16 protein-coding genes are annotated in these 15,619 nt (G+C 66.0%); 9 read left to right on the forward strand and 7 right to left on the reverse strand.

What is annotated here, in order from left to right:
- Window positions 1-37 precede the first annotated feature (37 nt).
- Both AC522E_RS13050 and AC522E_RS13055 read right to left on the reverse strand, forming a co-directional pair.
- Window positions 38-283: a hypothetical protein gene (locus AC522E_RS13050; RefSeq protein WP_500746689.1), complete on the reverse strand. Its 246-nt coding sequence runs from the start codon at window positions 281-283 to the stop codon at window positions 38-40.
- Window positions 284-698: 415 nt separating this feature from the next.
- Complete coding sequence (locus tag AC522E_RS13055; protein WP_500746690.1) at window positions 699-1,205, reverse strand: YcgN family cysteine cluster protein; 507 nt, start codon at window positions 1,203-1,205, stop codon at window positions 699-701.
- 215 nt (window positions 1,206-1,420) lie between these two features.
- Between AC522E_RS13055 and AC522E_RS13060 the strand changes: the two genes are divergently transcribed.
- The 5 genes from AC522E_RS13060 (at window position 1,421) to AC522E_RS13080 (ending at window position 7,056) form a co-directional block, all read left to right on the forward strand.
- On the forward strand, window positions 1,421-3,643 hold the full coding sequence (locus AC522E_RS13060; protein ID WP_500746691.1) for a transglycosylase domain-containing protein: 2,223 nt from the start codon (window positions 1,421-1,423) through the stop codon (window positions 3,641-3,643).
- Window positions 3,644-3,882: 239 nt separating this feature from the next.
- Window positions 3,883-4,476 carry a DUF1214 domain-containing protein gene (locus tag AC522E_RS13065; protein ID WP_500746692.1) on the forward strand — a complete coding sequence of 198 codons (594 nt, stop codon included), beginning with the start codon at window positions 3,883-3,885 and terminating at the stop codon, window positions 4,474-4,476.
- Entirely contained in the window at window positions 4,473-5,048 is a 576-nt protein-coding gene (locus AC522E_RS13070; RefSeq protein ID WP_500746693.1) for a DUF1254 domain-containing protein, read from the forward strand. The genes AC522E_RS13065 and AC522E_RS13070 overlap by 4 nt, the downstream gene beginning before the upstream one ends.
- Window positions 5,048-5,554 (forward strand): GNAT family N-acetyltransferase, encoded by a 507-nt coding sequence (locus tag AC522E_RS13075; RefSeq protein WP_500746694.1) that lies wholly within the window; start codon window positions 5,048-5,050, stop codon window positions 5,552-5,554. Before AC522E_RS13070 ends, AC522E_RS13075 begins: the two co-directional genes overlap by 1 nt.
- 497 nt (window positions 5,555-6,051) lie before the next feature.
- The gene (locus AC522E_RS13080) at window positions 6,052-7,056 is read left to right on the forward strand and encodes a hypothetical protein (RefSeq protein WP_500746695.1); all 1,005 of its coding nucleotides are present in this window, start codon (window positions 6,052-6,054) and stop codon (window positions 7,054-7,056) included.
- 5 nt (window positions 7,057-7,061) lie between these two features.
- On the opposite strand, the gene AC522E_RS13085 is transcribed toward AC522E_RS13080, so the two are convergent.
- Window positions 7,062-7,403 (reverse strand): DUF1491 family protein, encoded by a 342-nt coding sequence (locus AC522E_RS13085; protein ID WP_500746696.1) that lies wholly within the window; start codon window positions 7,401-7,403, stop codon window positions 7,062-7,064.
- Window positions 7,404-7,455: 52 nt separating this feature from the next.
- On the reverse strand, window positions 7,456-8,250 hold the full coding sequence (locus AC522E_RS13090) for a peptidoglycan-binding domain-containing protein (protein WP_500746697.1): 795 nt from the start codon (window positions 8,248-8,250) through the stop codon (window positions 7,456-7,458).
- A 383-nt stretch (window positions 8,251-8,633) separates the two neighbouring features.
- On the opposite strand from AC522E_RS13090, the gene AC522E_RS13095 reads away from it, so the two are divergent.
- A complete protein-coding gene (locus AC522E_RS13095) occupies window positions 8,634-8,981 on the forward strand; it encodes a hypothetical protein (RefSeq protein ID WP_500746698.1) in 348 nt (115 codons plus the stop codon).
- A 69-nt stretch (window positions 8,982-9,050) separates the two neighbouring features.
- A complete protein-coding gene (locus AC522E_RS13100) occupies window positions 9,051-9,476 on the forward strand; it encodes a SufE family protein (RefSeq protein ID WP_500746699.1) in 426 nt (141 codons plus the stop codon).
- Between the two features lie 375 nt (window positions 9,477-9,851).
- Here AC522E_RS13100 and AC522E_RS13105 read toward each other — a convergent pair whose 3' ends face one another.
- On the reverse strand, window positions 9,852-10,817 hold the full coding sequence (locus AC522E_RS13105) for a DUF6456 domain-containing protein (protein WP_500746700.1): 966 nt from the start codon (window positions 10,815-10,817) through the stop codon (window positions 9,852-9,854).
- 170 nt (window positions 10,818-10,987) lie between these two features.
- Window positions 10,988-11,431: a rhodanese-like domain-containing protein gene (locus tag AC522E_RS13110; protein WP_500746701.1), complete on the reverse strand. Its 444-nt coding sequence runs from the start codon at window positions 11,429-11,431 to the stop codon at window positions 10,988-10,990.
- A gap of 88 nt (window positions 11,432-11,519) precedes the next feature.
- Between AC522E_RS13110 and ftrA the strand changes: the two genes are divergently transcribed.
- The gene (ftrA, locus tag AC522E_RS13115) at window positions 11,520-12,563 is read left to right on the forward strand and encodes a transcriptional regulator FtrA (protein WP_500746702.1); all 1,044 of its coding nucleotides are present in this window, start codon (window positions 11,520-11,522) and stop codon (window positions 12,561-12,563) included.
- Window positions 12,564-12,616: 53 nt separating this feature from the next.
- Here ftrA and AC522E_RS13120 read toward each other — a convergent pair whose 3' ends face one another.
- Window positions 12,617-13,045 (reverse strand): Ros/MucR family transcriptional regulator, encoded by a 429-nt coding sequence (locus tag AC522E_RS13120; protein ID WP_500746703.1) that lies wholly within the window; start codon window positions 13,043-13,045, stop codon window positions 12,617-12,619.
- Between the two features lie 430 nt (window positions 13,046-13,475).
- Between AC522E_RS13120 and AC522E_RS13125 the strand changes: the two genes are divergently transcribed.
- The gene (locus AC522E_RS13125) at window positions 13,476-15,587 is read left to right on the forward strand and encodes a S9 family peptidase (protein ID WP_500746704.1); all 2,112 of its coding nucleotides are present in this window, start codon (window positions 13,476-13,478) and stop codon (window positions 15,585-15,587) included.
- Window positions 15,588-15,619 lie beyond the last annotated feature (32 nt).

Consider the following 15,619-nt stretch of genomic DNA (forward strand, 5'->3'; position numbering starts at 1 on the left):
CGCCCGTCACGCGCGAGCCGGGCCAGGGACGTCATCTTCAGCGCGGCATCACCATTCCCATGACCGGCAGGATCTGATCGCGCTTGAAGCGCTCTGCGCGGTCACGCTCCTTCGCCTCGATCTCCTCGGCCGACGGTTCGGAATCGTCCCCGCAATCCTTGAACCTGAAGGCGACTTCGCCCGCTGCCTCGGGCTGGTCAGGGACGGGTTCCTGCGCACCGAGGAGGCCCGGGAAGGGCCAGTGCGAGATGCGGGTCCGGAGCCTGCGGATCAGTGTGCCCATGGCACGCGCCTCATTCCAAAAGCCTGCTCTGTTCAAGATGGGCAGGGATCGCCGGGTTTCATCAACGGCCATGACGATGCCCCTCGCATGCAAAAGGAGCCGCCTTCGCGATAAAGGACGGCCCCTTGAGCGGCGACATGACCATGCGCCAGGATTATTCCGGATATGTATCCGGCAGTGGAACATAAGTTGTCAGGCTAAGGTTGGGCAGTTGTGCGACGTTTGTCATACCGTCACCAGCACAACGACCCTTCCGAAAAGCTGATCCGGTGGCGTCATTATCGTAGCCTCCCTTCCGAGTGGCACATCGATAACTTTCACCCAATCTCCGAAGAAGTCAATCGCCCGTCGCAAATCTTCCGAAGAGACTTGCTTCATGCCGCCACTTCTACGGATACTTGCGTAAAGCTTGAGTTTAAGCTGCCTCAGTGTCCTCTGTACCGTCACTCTGGGGCCAGTCGACGAGGCGCTCGAGGAGTTCTCGGACGGTAAACTCTTCCTCGGGTCCTGCCACCCGGTCGCGCACCGAAATCCCGGCGGCATGCACGGTCTGCGGATCGCCGGAGACGAGATGGTGCCACCAGTAGAGATCGCGCCCCTCGGCGACGAGCCGGTAGGCGCAGGTGGGCGGCAGCCAGGACAGGCTGCGCACGGCCTCGGGCGTCAGGCGGACGCAGTCGGGCACCTTGGCCTGACGGTTGGGATAGTCGCGGCAGCGGCAGGCCCCGTCGTCGAGCAGGGTGCAGCCGACATCGGTGTAGAGCACCTCGCCCGTATCCTCGTCCTCGAGCTTGACGAGACAGCAGCGCCCGCAGCCGTCGCACAGGCTCTCCCACTCCTCGGACGACATGGTTTCCAAGGACTTTACTTTCCAGAAGGGCAAATCTTCAGGCTTTGATGGCGCGAGAGCTGTGGTATCCATAAGGAAGGTCTCAACCCTTTCTTTACGGCACTTTGAAGGAGGCGGGGGCGGCGGGTTTTCGGGCTTTCATCGTGAAGCGACGAAACCATATGAACCGTCAAGCCTTTTCGTGAGTTGTTAATAGAAGCCTCGGGGGCGACGACCTCGCCTCTCGGCGCCTTGAGGATCATAACAAGCCCATCCAGGTCCAAAGACCTTCCCCAAAGGACTCTCCCGTGCGCCCGCAGCCTCGTACGCCACTCAAGACAAGGATCAAGCGCGCGGCCCTGGCGTTCGACGCCTGGCTGAACACCTCGCTTTTCCAGAGCGGCAGCGGGCTGGCCCGGGGGTGGGAAACCTATACGGACTGGGCGAAGTGCCTGCGGTTTCGTGGCGCACCCCGGGTGGTGCTCGACCTGACGAGCGAGGCCGTGACCCTGGGCCTCGTCGGCGGCATCCTCATGCTCGCCCTCGCCCTGCCGGCCTTTCGCGAGACCGAGGAGGACTGGCTCAAGACCCAGGACCTCGCCGTCACCTTCCTCGACCGCTACGGCCAGGAGGTCGGGCGGCGCGGCATCCGTCTCGACGATTCCTACAAGCTCGAGGATTTCCCGGACTACCTCGTCAAGGCCGCCCTCGCGACCGAGGACCGCCGCTTCTACGAGCATTGGGGCATCGACCCGATCGGCACGTTCCGCGCGCTGGTGGTGAACGCCCAGGGCGGGGGCGTCGTCCAGGGCGGCTCCTCGATCACCCAGCAGCTCGCCAAGAACCTCTTTCTCACCAACGAGCGCTCGCTCGAGCGCAAGATCAAGGAAGCCTTCCTCGCGGCCTGGCTCGAATTTCACCTGACCAAGGACCAGATCCTCAAGCTTTACCTGGACCGCGCCTATATGGGCGGCGGCGCGCATGGCGTCGTGGCCGCGGCCGATTACTATTTCGGCAAGTCGGCGAAGGACGTGACCCTGGCGGAAGCCGCCATGCTCGCCGGCCTGTTCAAGGCCCCGACGAAATACGCCCCGCACATCAACCTTCCCGCAGCCCGCGCCCGCGCCAACGACGTGCTGCACAACATGGTCGAGGCCGGGTTCCTGACAGAGGGCCAAATCCAGACTGCCCTGCGCAACCCCGCGACGCCGGTCAACCGCAGCCGCGAGACGACGCCCGACTTCTACCTCGACTGGGCCTTCGAGCAGGTGAAGCTTCTCGCAGCCGAGAAGAAGTTCGGCAATGACCGGGTCCTGACGGTCAAGACGCCCCTCGACACCGCCCTCCAGGCCCATGCGGAGGAGACCCTCGAGACCATGCTCCGGCAGCATGGCCGCGAGTACAAGGCCGGTCAGGGCGCCATCGTCGTGATGGACGTGGACGGAGCGGTGCGCGCCATGGTCGGCGGGCGTGATTACGGCCAGAGCCAGTTCAACCGCGCCACCGATGCGCTGCGCCAGCCCGGCTCGTCGTTCAAGCCCTTCGTCTACGCCGCGGCCCTGACCGCGGACCCGAAGCTGACGCCCTCCTCGACCGTGGTCGACAAGCCGATCTGCCTCGGGAACTGGTGCCCACAGAACTACGGGCGCTCCTTCTCGGGGAGCATGCCCATGGTCTCGGCGCTGGCCCGGTCGATCAACTCCATCCCGGTCTGGATGTCGCTGCAGATCGGCAAGGGCAACGCCAAGGCCGGACGGGCGAAGATCATCGAGATGGGGACGAAGATGGGCCTGACCCATCCCCTGACGGATTCGAGCTCCCTGCCGATCGGCGCCGCCGAGGTGACGGCGATCGACATGGCCTCCTCCTATGCGGTCTTCGCCAATGGCGGGCGCAAGGCGCCGCCCTACGCCACGTGGGAGGTGCGCAACTCGCAGGGCGACATCATCTATCGCCACGCGACCGACACGCCGCAGCCGCAGGTCCTGGAGCCCCGGGTCGTGAACGCGATGAACTTCATGCTCAACAAGGTCGTGGAGGAAGGCACCGGGAAGCGTGCTCAGCTCGAAGGCATCCGCGCCGCGGGCAAGACCGGCACGACGAACGCCTATCGCGATGCCTGGTTCGTGGGCTACACCGGCAACCTCGTCGCGAGCGTCTGGTACGGCAACGACGATCACAGCACGATGAACAACATGACCGGCGGCACCCTCCCCGCCATGACCTGGCAGCAGGTTATGAGCGTCGCGCATCAGAACCTTGAGATCCGCCCGATTCCTGGCCTCGAGCCGGCGGGCGGCGCGAAGGTCGCCGCCGCTGGCAGCCATGTGTCGGACGAAACGTCCGCCATGCAGCAGGCCTATCTCGCCGGCACCCTGTCGCGGAAGTCTTTCGAGGTCCTGGGGACCATCGGCAACCTCTTCCAGTCCGCGACCCGCGCCCCTCCAGCCGCCAAGCGCAACGGTCCCCTGCGCACCTCCGAGACGAGCGACGGCGCGGCGGCCGCGACGCGGCGCTTCGCCATGCCGTAAGGTGGGGCGGAGCGGAGGAGCCGGTTTCATTGTCGTGGGATCGCAGGAAAAGCGGACCCGGCTTTCCGCACAGGCGATGCGCCGCTTGAAGAACGCGCATCGGTTCGATCCCAAAGGTGGATTCCACTTTCGGGTCCGATGCTTTAGTCCATGGCTTCCGGTCGCCTTCCGACTCCCATTCGACCGGTTGCGCTCTAGATCGAGGGTCTCGATGCCCGCTCCCAACGCTGCTGCCGCCCGTGACCGCTAGACCCATCCCGTCCGCCGCTTTGATCGTCTACGCCCTCCTGCTCGCCCTGGGGCTCGGCATCGGCTCGGCCTATGCCGTCATGAACGGCAATCCGCCCTTCGGGAGCCGCCACCTCGGCCCGTGGCAGACCTGGCCCAAGCTGGGATCCGCGGAAGCCGACCCGTACATGCGGGCGATCGTGGCGCGACGGAGCAACATTCCCCTGGCAACGGGAGAAGGGCTGGCCCTGACGGCCCTCGTCGACAAGGAGGGGCGCGAGCTCGATTCCGCCTGCACCTACCGGATCGGCACCGCCATGCCTGCCGCGCGGTGGTGGACCCTCACCCTCTACGACGAAGACGGACGGCTTCCCGCGTCAGAACTCGGACGCAGCGGCTTCACCTCGTCCGAGATCGTCCGGAATCCGGACAACGGCTTCGTCGTCGCCCTGTCCCGGTCCGTCACGCCGGGCAACTGGCTTCAGCTGCCCGCCTCCGGACGCTTCATCCTCGTGCTGCGCCTCTACGATATTCCGGGAGCCGCAGGCCTGAACCTGGATGCGGAAGACCTGCCCACCATCGAGCGTGGGGAGTGCGGAGCATGAGCAATCTGACCCGGTTCCTCCTCGCCACGACCTGCGGGCTCATTCTCGCGGCGGGCGTGCACATCGCCGTCATCTTCGCGGCGCCCGCCTTCGCCGAGAACGATGCGTTCGGCCGCCTCCAGGAGACCCTGTCGGAGGATCAGGCGCAGATCATCAGCCCGGTCGGCGGCGATCCGACCTGGCTTCCGCTTCCCGATCCCGCGACGGCGGTGGCCGCCTGCGCCTTCGACCTGTCCGAAGGGCCGGTGCGCGTCACCGCGAAGACGGGGCAGGACTTCCTGTCCTTCTCGTTCCATACCAAGACACGCGGCGTGTTTTTCGCCGTCACCGACCGCGCCGCCATCCGCGGCGAACTCGAGCTCGTGGTCATGACTCCACGACAACTGGACGAGGCCCGCGCCGCGGAGGACGAGAACGACCCGTCGCGCGACGTGCGCATCGTCGCGCCGCAGGAGCAGGGCTACATCGTCGTGCGCGTGGCGGCGCCGCGGCCGAGTCAGAGGGCCCAGGCGGAAGCGGCCGCGAAGGCCGTGACCTGCACGGTCGACGAGGACGAGGACGAGGCCAGCTGATGCCGTCGCGACAGTTCTGGCGCCCCATGACGGAGACGGACCTCGCCGCCGTGAAGGCCCTCGCGGACCACATCCATCTCGATCATCCGGAGGACATGCCCGTCTTCGCCGAGCGGCTCCGGCTCTATCCTGCCGGCTGCCTTGTGCTGCCCGGACACGGCCGCATCGCAGGCTATGCGCTGAGTCACCCCTGGCGGCTCGGCGAGCCACCTCCCCTGAACACGCCGCTCCAGCGGATCCCGGCGGATGCGAACACCTTCTACATTCACGACGTGGCGCTGCTTTCGGAGGGGCGCGGCAGAGGCCACGCGAAAGCCATCGTGGAGCATCTCGCGGAGCACGCCGGGGCAGCGGGCTTCGACAACCTCTCATTGGTGGCTGTGAACGGATCCAAGGACTTCTGGCAGGGATGTGGATTTCATGCGGCGATGACAGCCGCCCTGCGGGATAAGCTCGCTACTTATGGCAGCGACGCCCTGCTGATGCGTCGCGAACTTTCGGCATAGGGCACAGAGCGGGTCGACGGACCTGCCGCGCCCGTCAGGGATTCGATCAGGATCTCCGGCGGGTGCTGTCCGACGCGAAGGGGCGCGATGGGCCGGGATTTGGCGCGGGTCTTTCATAGCGCACGCCGGTGAAGAGCAGGATCTCTCCTCTTGGCTCGTTCAGGGGCAAATCCGGGCGCTGCGGGCGGGACGCGGCATCAGGAAAAATGACGACCGTCCCCGGCGATCTCCTCCAGATATCCTTCATCGAGGTCCTCCGTATCGCTCAATTGTCTGCTTCGACGGTCCCCTCACAAAATAACGCCATGGTTAACAGACCGTTTCCAGCAGGCCGACTTTCGCAGGAAAGCTTTGCCTGGTGCGGAATCAACAGGCGTTGACAGCCTTCGGTTCCTTGCGAAAGCGAGTCATATCTTCACGCCGAAGCGATCATTTAACAATTCGCTAAAGATGCGACTTTAGGGTTCTCGCGAAGTCGTGTTCGAAGAGTTGCGTAGATGGCGTCCACTGTCCCACAGGAGCATTGGCCGGACCTGTCGGGTCTCGGTTTGACGGGCGTCCGGAATGCGGATTCCCGCGCGGCGCTTCTGGTCGTGAATGCGGAAATGTTCGTCGACGCTCCGACCCGCGACCGCGATATCATCGAGACCTTTGAGGCACTTGCGCTGGGTTTCCTCCCGCGCATGGATGACGCGACGCTCGTAAAGCTCGCAAGAATCGTTGCGCCCTGCGAAGACACGCCGCCATCGATCCTCGATCATCTTCTTCAGCACTCGCCCGAGACGCGCGACATCGTCATCGCCCACATGACGCACTTTCCGCCGCCGCTCGTGAAGCACCTTCTCGGGACGGCGGATGGGCGTTTGCGGCTCGCGCGCCACCCTGCGCTTGCGCCCGCGACCGTCGATCAACTCCTCGTGATGCGTGAACACGCGGTCGACGATGCGCTGGCTGCGAACCGCTCGATCGCGGCCGCCTCGCCCGCCATGCGCGAGCTCGTGCACCGCGGGCGATGGCGCCTCCCTCTCGGCTCGGTCCTTCTCGAACGCGCGGCTCTGATGCCGGCGGACGAGGCATCTCTCTATCTCGCCGCGGACATGAACCGTCGCAGACGAATCCGGGATCGGCTCGCTGCGTCGTCCGGAGGCAGCCCATCGTCCGCCCGCACGCTCATCGAATATGAGGTCGCAGCCTTTCTCGCGGCGGCGCAGGCCGGCGACGTCGCGCATTTCGAAGCGCTCATGACCTACGCGTTCGGATTTCCGGCCGGGACACGGTGGCACGTTCTCGCCGCCGGCCGGCAGATCCTGCTGCCTCTTGCCCTCAGGGCCCTGGGCTTCGTCGAGAAGGACGCGATCAGGGTCTTCCTGCACCTGCACCCTGCGCTTGCCCATTCCCTCTCGAATGTGATCGGTCTCGTGCGGGCCATGCGCGAGGTGTCGCCGCCCGTCGCCGCTCTCGTCGTGGCGGCGATCGTCTCCCGGGACGGCCCGTCGGCCTGACGACGTCAATCCTCGCTTGCGAGATCGAGAAAATGCCGGCCGTCGCGATCATCGACTTCGACCAGCCAGAGGTCGGGGTCGAAGCGCAGCTCCCGCGCCATCCGTTCCTCCACATCGAGAGGCATGACGCCCTGCATCACAGGCGAGAAGAGGCGTTCGCCGCTCTCGTCGAGAAACATCTGCGGCGCGGGCCCATAGAGGCTCGCCGTGCCGTCGAGACGATCGACCTTCACGAAGACAGCTCCCGCCTCCGACGCCCCGCGCTTGCGCAAGGCGGCCTCGACGCCTTCGATGCCGCAGCGACGAAGATAGGCGGATACCCAGAAGTCCGATCTCAGACGCGCCATGGTCGGCCCCTCTGGCATTGCGCCTTGTCCAGGACAACCGGATCGGCTGCCATCACGGCATCGGCAGGCCGGAGAGGGACGCGAGTTCGCGCAAGGTCCGCGAACCGAACTCGCCCGTCACCGGCAGGCGGCGATCGCGCTCGAACCGCTCGATGGCCTGGCGCGTCTCGGAGCCCATGATGCCGTCCGGCCTGACTCCGTAGCCGAGCTTCGCCAGGGCGCGCTGGCCGAGCAGGACGGGGTCCGCGTCGGACTTGCCGACGGCGGCCGGCGGCACGGGTACCGGACCGCCCATCCGGATCATCTCCGCGATGGAGTCCTGCGCTGGCTGAGGCTGGGCCGGCTGGGGCTGGGCCCGCAGGGGCGCCGGCGCGACGGGCGGCGGTGGCGGCGCAGCGGTGACGCGCTGCGGCTGGGTGACTTCCCCCTTGGCGATCAGGTCCGCGATGGCGCCGCGCGACGGCTTCGCCGGGCCGACCGGAACCGCCGGCGTCGCCGCATGGGACGCGGGCGCTTCGGCGGCAGGGGCGTCGACGATCGCGGCAGGCCGCGACGGCGGCAGCAGGGTCGGGAGAGGAGCAGCGCTCCCGGCCGGGTGTTCCGAGGCGCGGGTGAAGAGCGGAGCCGGGTGCCGGACGGTCTGCAGGGCCAAGGCATTCCAGGCGATCGCAGCCGCGCACCCGGTCAGAAGGAGAGTGACGAAAGTCTCGCGCGGGCGCTGAAGGACAAAGCCGAGCGCCTTCGCGACAAGACCCGGCTCCTGGCGCGCCCTCGCTGGCGCGGCCCGGCGCGGCGACGCGGGACGCCGGGCGGGCGTGGGACGCCGCGCCGGCGGGGAGGACGTCACGAAATCATCATCGGAGCGAGCGGCGAGGGCTTCACGCAAATCGGACTTCCCGTCTTGATGGGATGGCAGCCGATTCCGGCGTCCATCGTCGTGGGGCAACCCTGCCAGAGGCCGCTTAAGCGAACCTAAAGGCGGGGCGCGCCCCGTCGCGATCCTGCCCCATCCCTGCCACACCTTCACTGGGAATGCGCGTCGCACAGGTCCGCCCCCCTGCCCTTTTTCTTTCATGATTTTCATGAATCCGGCCGCATTCGGGCAGCGTCCGCGTGGCGTCAACCTTTTGTTCATCCTGATTCAAGCTTCCCGCCCCGCGCCCTACGAGCCGGGTCGCGCAAAGGTTATGGTGAAGCATCTTTCCCCACCCGGGCAGCGAGGAGCGGGTCATGTTTTCTCTTCTGCGCACCGTGCTCATCATCGGGGCGATCTTCTATTATTCGCCCGTCCGCCAGAACGACGGCGACGCCTCGCCTCTCGCCGGGCTTCTCGCCTGGAGCACGCAGAAGGGCGGCTCGCTTCCCGCGGCTGCGGAGGGACTCGCGACGGATGCGCCGGCGCGCCTCGAGACCATGTGGAAGGCCCTGCCCGACAGCGCCAAGCAGGCGGTGCTCGACCGGATCATGGCGACCTCCGGCCTGGGCGCCGGCACGCCGCCCGTTCCCGCGGGCGATACGCTCAAACCGAGCGACCGCCAGCCGCCCTGGCAGGGCGAGGCGAAGAAATCGAGCTCCTGACGCCGCATGGCGTCGCCAAACCGCGCTCGAACACCTATATGACCGGCGGAGAACACGAGCCGGAACGCCATGCTGCCGCCGATTGACGAGATTGTTTCCAACTTCGAACTCCTCGACGAGTGGGACGAGCGCTACCGCTACCTCATCGAGCTTGGCCGCATGATGGAGCCGCTCCCCGAGGATGCGCACGTCGATTCCAACAAGGTCCGGGGCTGCGCCAGCCAGGTCTGGCTGGTGACGCATCGGGACGAGAGCCGGGGTGAGCCGCGCCTGCACCTCGTCGGCGACAGCGACGCCCATATCGTGCGCGGCCTCGTGGCCCTCCTGATTTCCCTCTACAATGGCAAGACCGCCGAGGAAGCGCTCGCCACCGACGCGCTCGGCCTGTTCAACTCGCTCGGGCTCGCGGAACACCTGACGCCGCAGCGCTCCAACGGCGTCAGGTCCATGGTCGAGCGTATCCGCCACGATGCGCAGGCGGCCCTGGCGGCCTAGACGCGAATCGTCCCGTCCATCCGGAGTGTCCGCTTGAGCGGAGCCGGACAAGATGCAACGGCCATCTTCGAATATTATCCTGAACCGTCGTGTTGATGGGTTCCGGGCCCAGCGCGCTGCGCTGTCCCGGAATGACGGTGAATACTGGGAGTGCGGTGGGTAAAGGTGACGAGCGGGATCGACCCGTTTCATTCCGGATTGCCGTCAGGCAAGTCCGGAACCCATAGCAGGTGACGATGCAGGAGAGAGCGCAGCGGCGATCGAAGGTCTTTCTCCTGAACCGAGAGCGTCGATGGACTTCCCGCTTCGCGTGGCCGTCGGCCCGGAATGCCAAGGGTGTCACCTTCACCTCTCCCGCACCGTCCTCCGATCTGCTCAGAGCCTCCCGCCCTCGATCACCACCGCCTTCCAGGCACGGATGCCGCGCGATGCGGCGGGCCCGTGCGCCACGGTCTCGATGCCGTAATGCTCCGCCAGCCGCGCCAGGGCGATCCGGACCACGACCTTGGCGGAACGCGGGGGCCAGTGCCGTTCGCGCTCGATGAGTTCGAGACCCTTCAGGAACCCGCACAGATCCATCAGCAGATCGCTGAAATCGCCGCCCACCGCGTCGAAGGCGCTGCGGATGCGCTGCCGCGCCGCGACCATGCGATCCGTCGCCTCCGCCGGCGTCCCCGGCCCGCCCTGACCCGGCGCCGCGTCCCAGCGGGCCGTTACGCCCGGGAGCAGGCCCGCGAGCATGATATCGGTGCGCAGGCGCTCGCCGGCCGCATAGGAGGCATCGTCGATCAGGGGCCGTCCGTCACGGCCCTTGCGGCGGCGCAGCCAGGTCAGGGGACTTTCCTCCGCATCGACGCGGACGCTCCTGCGCCCCGTCCCGGTGTCGACACTGACGACCTCCGTCTCCCGGTGCTGGTGGAAGAAACCCGTCCCCGGCTCCGGCGCGTCGGCGCGGCGCAGATGGGCGCGGCCCGCATCGGTCAGGCGCAACGCCTCCGCGCCTGCCGAGCCGCGATCCCAGCGGGCGAGGTCGTTCCGGGCGAGCGCATCGGCGGCAGCGCGGGAAAAGCGCCCGGCCCCGACCGAGACCGCCGCCCGGCGCCTGCGCAGGATCACCTCCGCCGCGTCCGTGGGATCGACGAAAGCCTGGGCCTCGGGCAGGCCGAGCGCCGCGAGCAGCCGCTTCGCCTCACGGGTCAGTGCGCCCGCGGGCCGGACCAGATTGCTCCCGTCGCCCGCTTTGCGGCCCTTCCCTCGCGGGCGCTTCTCCTGACGCTTCGTCGGCAATGGCGTCGGCGTCGAACCCTGTTCTCCAATGTCACAACTATCCTTTTTGTTCATGTTTTGTTCCTAACAATAAATTAAGAAGGGACGAGTCCCTTCTGTGGAATTGTGAGCCCATATTCCTACCTGTCAAGGCGCAGCGCCTCTTGTGGATAAGTCTGGGGACGGAGACGCAGGGCCCGCCCCTCCCGGTGCGAAGAGCGGAATTCCGTTGGAAACGTGCGGTTTCACGCGGCCCTGGCGGGCCGCGGATCGCCGGGCTCGGAACCGGTCGCGACGGGAAAGGCCTCGTCCGCCCAGCCGGTCAGGCCGCCGATCATCACCTTCACGGCGCGGCCCAGGGAAGCAAGCTTCAGGGCCGCCTTGTCGGCGCCGTTGCAATGCGGCCCGGCGCAATAGACGACGAACAGCGTGCCCGCCGGCCAGTCCCCGAGACGCCGGGCATCGATCTCCCGCGTCGGCAGGTTCAGCGCGCCGGGAACATGCGCCTCGGCGTAGGACACCGGCCCGCGCACGTCGAGCAGCGCGAAGCCGGGATCGTCCCGTCGCATTGCCTCGTACACGTCGGCGCAATCGGTCTCGAGCGACAGGCGGCGGTCGAAGTGCGCGGCGGCCTCGGCAGGCGATGCGGCGGCAATGCCGGTGACAGGGTTGGCGAGGGTCTGGGGCATGTCGAACTCCTTGTGGAAAACCCGTGGCGAGACTTCCGCAAGCGAGGCATGGTGGAAAGTGGCGCTATCGCCAATGTACGATCAGATCATGCCAAACCGTCTCGTCGTCGCGCTCGCTTATGACCGGCTCTGCACCTTCGAATTCGGAATCGCGGTCGAGGTCTTCGGCCTTCCGCGTCCGGAAATGGGGCCGGACTGGTATCGCTTCGCGGTCTGCGCGGTCGATCCCGGCCCTCTGCGCGCCACCGGCGGCTTCCAGGTCATGGCCGATGGCGGGCTGGAGCTCCTCGATCAGGCGCACACCATCGTCATTCCGGGCTGGCGGGGAGCGTCGCCGCATCCTGCGGAAAGCAGGCCCCGCTCGTCCGCAAGCAATGGCCCGGCCGAACCGGTCCCGCCGGAACTGATCGCGAAACTGCGGCAGGCGCATGCGCGCGGGGCACGGCTGATGTCGATCTGCTCGGGCGTCTTCGTGCTTGCTGCCGCGGGACTGCTCTCCGGCAGGCGCGCCACGACTCACTGGCGCTATGCGGATCTGCTCGCAAAGAACTACCCCGACATCCGGGTTGAGCCGGACGTCCTCTATGTGGACCAGGGAAGCGTCCTGACATCGGCCGGGAGCGCTGCGGGGATCGATCTGTGCCTGCATGTGGTCCGCCACGACTTCGGGCCCGAGATGGCCAACCGCCTGGCCCGGCGGCTCGTGGTCCAGCCGCACCGGGAGGGCGGGCAGGCGCAGTTCGTGGAGCGGCCGGTGCCGCCGGCACGGGAAGGGATGCGCCTCGGCCCCCTCTTCGACCGTATGCGGGCACGGCTTGCGGAGGCGCAGTCCATCGCCACGCTCGCGAATGAATCCGGAATGAGCCCGCGCACCTTCCTGCGCCGATTCAAGGCCGCAACCGGTATGCCGCCGGGAGAGTGGCTGCTGGCGGAGAGGCTCCAGCGCGCCCGGGAACTGCTGGAGACCACGGCGGCGAGCGTCGAGGACATTGCGGCCGCGGTCGGGTTCGGCTCCCCGGTCACGCTGCGCCACCACTTCCGGACAAGGCTCGGCACGAGTCCAGCGGCTTATCGCAAGCAATTCGCGCGGGAGGCCGGTCCATCACAGCCCAACCGGGCCGTGGCTCGATGAACGAAAAAGGCCGCCCCTGGCGGGCGGCCCTTTGAAAGTCCGGACGGGCCGTCTCAAGCCCGGGCGGAACGGCGCTTGCGACGCTGCTGCCCGAGACCCATTTCCTTCGCCAGCTCGGACCGGGCCCGGGCATAGTTCGGAGCCACCATCGGATAATCGACCGGCAGGTTCCACTTCTCGCGATATTGCTCGGGAGTCATGTTGTATTGCGTGCGCAGATGGCGCTTGAGGGACTTGAACTTCTTTCCGTCCTCAAGACAGACGATGTAATCCGGCGTCACCGACTTCTTCAGCGGAACTGCGGGCTTGGGTGCCTCGAGCGGTGTCTCGGCGGTGCCACCGCCGACGCGAATCAGGGCGGAATGGATCTCATTGATCAACGCGGGCAGTTCCGCCGTAGGAACCGAGTTGTTGCTCACGTACGCCGACACGATATCCGCCGCCAGTTCAATGTAATTCGATGCAGCGCTGGTTTCACTCATTGTACTTTTCTTCCTTTCCGACCCCGGACTCTACCCAAACCTAGAGCAAGCTCATATTGGGATAGTTTCACGAGAGACGTTGCTTGCTTCGCCTCTCAACCGCATCGTAATCGCACAGAAATCGTGCCCGCCCGACCACCTATGCTAGATTCCTACCGATTACAAGATGTTCGACCTGAAATCTTCCAAAAAACTTTATATCATCTTAGAGCTCCCAATAAAACCGTGCGGTTAAAAGTCTTAACCATCACCATAGGTAAACAGGATGAGAAAATTCGCAGTTTCTCAACCGGAAGAAGTAGCTAGAAATCGTTTGCTCGAATTGCTTGGCATTTGCCTAAAGGTCGGCCGCGGACCTGGAACGGCAAATCTGAGTTATGTATGAGATGGCTTAGCCTTTCCGGCACACCTTCGAAACTGGATTTCCCCGATGAAACGCGAACGTCTGTCGCCGCCTCCGCTGCCGCCTGCGCCCACGATCCCGTCCAAAGACCATCAATACGAGGTTCATGGCGTGCGAATCGGCGACGATTACGCTTGGCTGAAGGCTGACAACTGGAAGGAGGTGTTGAAGGACCCCGACGCCCTGTCCCCTTCCATTCGCCGATGCTTGGAGCGAGAGAACGCGTATGCGGCGGAAGCATTCCGGGGGACGGAGCCGTTCCAGGAGAAGCTCGTCGCGGAGATGCGCGGCCGCATCAAGGAGGATGATTCCTCGGTCCCGGCGCCCGACGGCCCGTTCTCCTACTTCACCCGCTACCGGGAAGGCGGGCAGCACCCGCTCGTCGGCCGGATGCCGCGCGACGGCGGCACGGAGACGATCCTGCTCGATGGCGACAGGGAGGCGGACGGCCATTCCTTCTTCGACCTCGGCGGCGCCGATCATTCGCCGGACCATCGGTTGATGGCCTGGTCGGCCGACGTGAAGGGTTCCGAATACTTCACGATCCAGGTGCGCGACCTCGAAACCGGCCGGGATCGCAGCGACTCGGTGCCCCGCACCTCGGGCGATGCCGTCTGGCTCGGCGATTCCTCGGGCTTCTACTACGTGGAACTCGACGACAATCACCGCCCAGTACGCGTCAGGCGCCACATCCTCGGCGCGGCCCCTGGAGCGGACGAGATCGTCTATGAGGAGCGGGATCCCGGCTTCTTCGTGAAGGTCGGCGTCACCCAGTCCAACGCCTATGTTCTGATCGAGGCCAGCGATCACGAGACGTCGGAAGTCTGGCTGCTCGACCGGTCGGATCCCTATGCCCAGCCGCGGCTCGTGGAGCCCCGCACGCCACAGCTTCAATACGATGTGGAACATCACGGCGACAACCTCATCATCCTCACCAACGCGGATGGGGCGGAAGACTTCAAGATCATGACCGCGCCCGTCGCGACACCGCAGCGCGCCCATTGGCGGGACCTGGTTCCCTATCGGCCCGGAACCATGATCCTGTTCGTGATGGCTCTGGCGCGCCATCTCGTGCGCCTGGAACGGGAAGACGCCAAGCCGCGCATTGTTCTGCGCACCATCGCAACGGGACACGAAGAGACCATCGCCTTTGACGAGGACACGTATTCGCTGGGCGTCGATCCGGGCTACGAGTTCGACACGGATGTCATCCGCTTCCGCTACTCCTCCCTCAAGACTCCGAGTGAGGTGATCGACTACGACCTGAGGACGGGAAGCCGGACCCTGCGCAAGCGGCAGGAAGTCCCGAGCGGGCACAATCCGGACGATTATGTGACCCGCCGCATCTTCGCCACCGCTCCGGACGGTGAGCAGGTGCCGGTCTCCATCGTCCATCGGCGCGAGGTTACGCTCGACGGCTCCGCACCGCTCCTGCTCTACGGGTACGGCTCCTATGGCGTTTCCATGTCGGCCGGGTTCCGCACCAACATCCTGTCCCTTGTCGACCGAGGCTTCGTCTATGCCATCGCCCATATCCGCGGCGGAACGGAAAAGGGCTGGCGCTGGTATCTCGACGGCAAGCGCGAGAAGAAGACGAACACCTTCACGGATTTCATCGCCGTCGGGGAAGCGCTGATCGCGGAGGGATACACGGCCCGCGGGCGCATCGTCGCCCATGGCGGAAGCGCGGGCGGCATGCTCATGGGTGCGGTCGCCAACATCGCGCCGGATCTCTTCGCCGGCATCATCGCCGAAGTGCCCTTCGTCGACGTCCTCAACACGATGCTCGACGCCGACCTGCCGCTGACGCCGCCGGAATGGCCGGAATGGGGCAATCCGGGCGACGACGAGGCCGCGTTCCGGACCATCCTCTCCTACTCGCCCTACGATAATGTCCGGCCGCAGGCCTATCCGGCGATCCTGGCGCTCGGCGGGCTGACCGATCCGCGGGTCACCTATTGGGAACCCGCGAAATGGGTCGCCCGGCTGCGGGCCGCCATGGCCGGCGGTGGCCCGGTCCTGCTCAAGCTCAACATGGAGGCCGGCCACGCCGGAGCCGCCGGCCGTTTCGACCGCCTGGAAGAAGTCGCCCTGACCTATGCCTTCGCCCTCATCTGTGTCGAAGGATTCCAAAGCTGAGTGGAACTCTCTTACATTTTCGATGTAGTAAG

Source organism: Microvirga sp. BF8 (assembly GCF_059888585.1).

What these genes read in the sequence shown, in the direction of transcription:
- AC522E_RS13070 (WP_500746693.1), top strand. Translation starts at nt 4,473, where the DNA reads ATGAGCAATCTGACCCGGTTCCTCCTCGCCACGACCTGCGGGCTCATT.
- ftrA (WP_500746702.1), top strand. Translation starts at nt 11,520, where the DNA reads ATGCCAAACCGTCTCGTCGTCGCGCTCGCTTATGACCGGCTCTGCACC.
- AC522E_RS13105 (WP_500746700.1), bottom strand. Translation starts at nt 10,817, where the DNA reads ATGAACAAAAAGGATAGTTGTGACATTGGAGAACAGGGTTCGACGCCG.
- AC522E_RS13095 (WP_500746698.1), top strand. Translation starts at nt 8,634, where the DNA reads ATGTTTTCTCTTCTGCGCACCGTGCTCATCATCGGGGCGATCTTCTAT.
- AC522E_RS13075 (WP_500746694.1), top strand. Translation starts at nt 5,048, where the DNA reads ATGCCGTCGCGACAGTTCTGGCGCCCCATGACGGAGACGGACCTCGCC.
- AC522E_RS13120 (WP_500746703.1), bottom strand. Translation starts at nt 13,045, where the DNA reads ATGAGTGAAACCAGCGCTGCATCGAATTACATTGAACTGGCGGCGGAT.
- AC522E_RS13125 (WP_500746704.1), top strand. Translation starts at nt 13,476, where the DNA reads ATGAAACGCGAACGTCTGTCGCCGCCTCCGCTGCCGCCTGCGCCCACG.
- AC522E_RS13110 (WP_500746701.1), bottom strand. Translation starts at nt 11,431, where the DNA reads ATGCCCCAGACCCTCGCCAACCCTGTCACCGGCATTGCCGCCGCATCG.
- AC522E_RS13050 (WP_500746689.1), bottom strand. Translation starts at nt 283, where the DNA reads ATGGGCACACTGATCCGCAGGCTCCGGACCCGCATCTCGCACTGGCCC.
- AC522E_RS13100 (WP_500746699.1), top strand. Translation starts at nt 9,051, where the DNA reads ATGCTGCCGCCGATTGACGAGATTGTTTCCAACTTCGAACTCCTCGAC.
- AC522E_RS13080 (WP_500746695.1), top strand. Translation starts at nt 6,052, where the DNA reads ATGGCGTCCACTGTCCCACAGGAGCATTGGCCGGACCTGTCGGGTCTC.
- AC522E_RS13055 (WP_500746690.1), bottom strand. Translation starts at nt 1,205, where the DNA reads ATGGATACCACAGCTCTCGCGCCATCAAAGCCTGAAGATTTGCCCTTC.
- AC522E_RS13085 (WP_500746696.1), bottom strand. Translation starts at nt 7,403, where the DNA reads ATGGCGCGTCTGAGATCGGACTTCTGGGTATCCGCCTATCTTCGTCGC.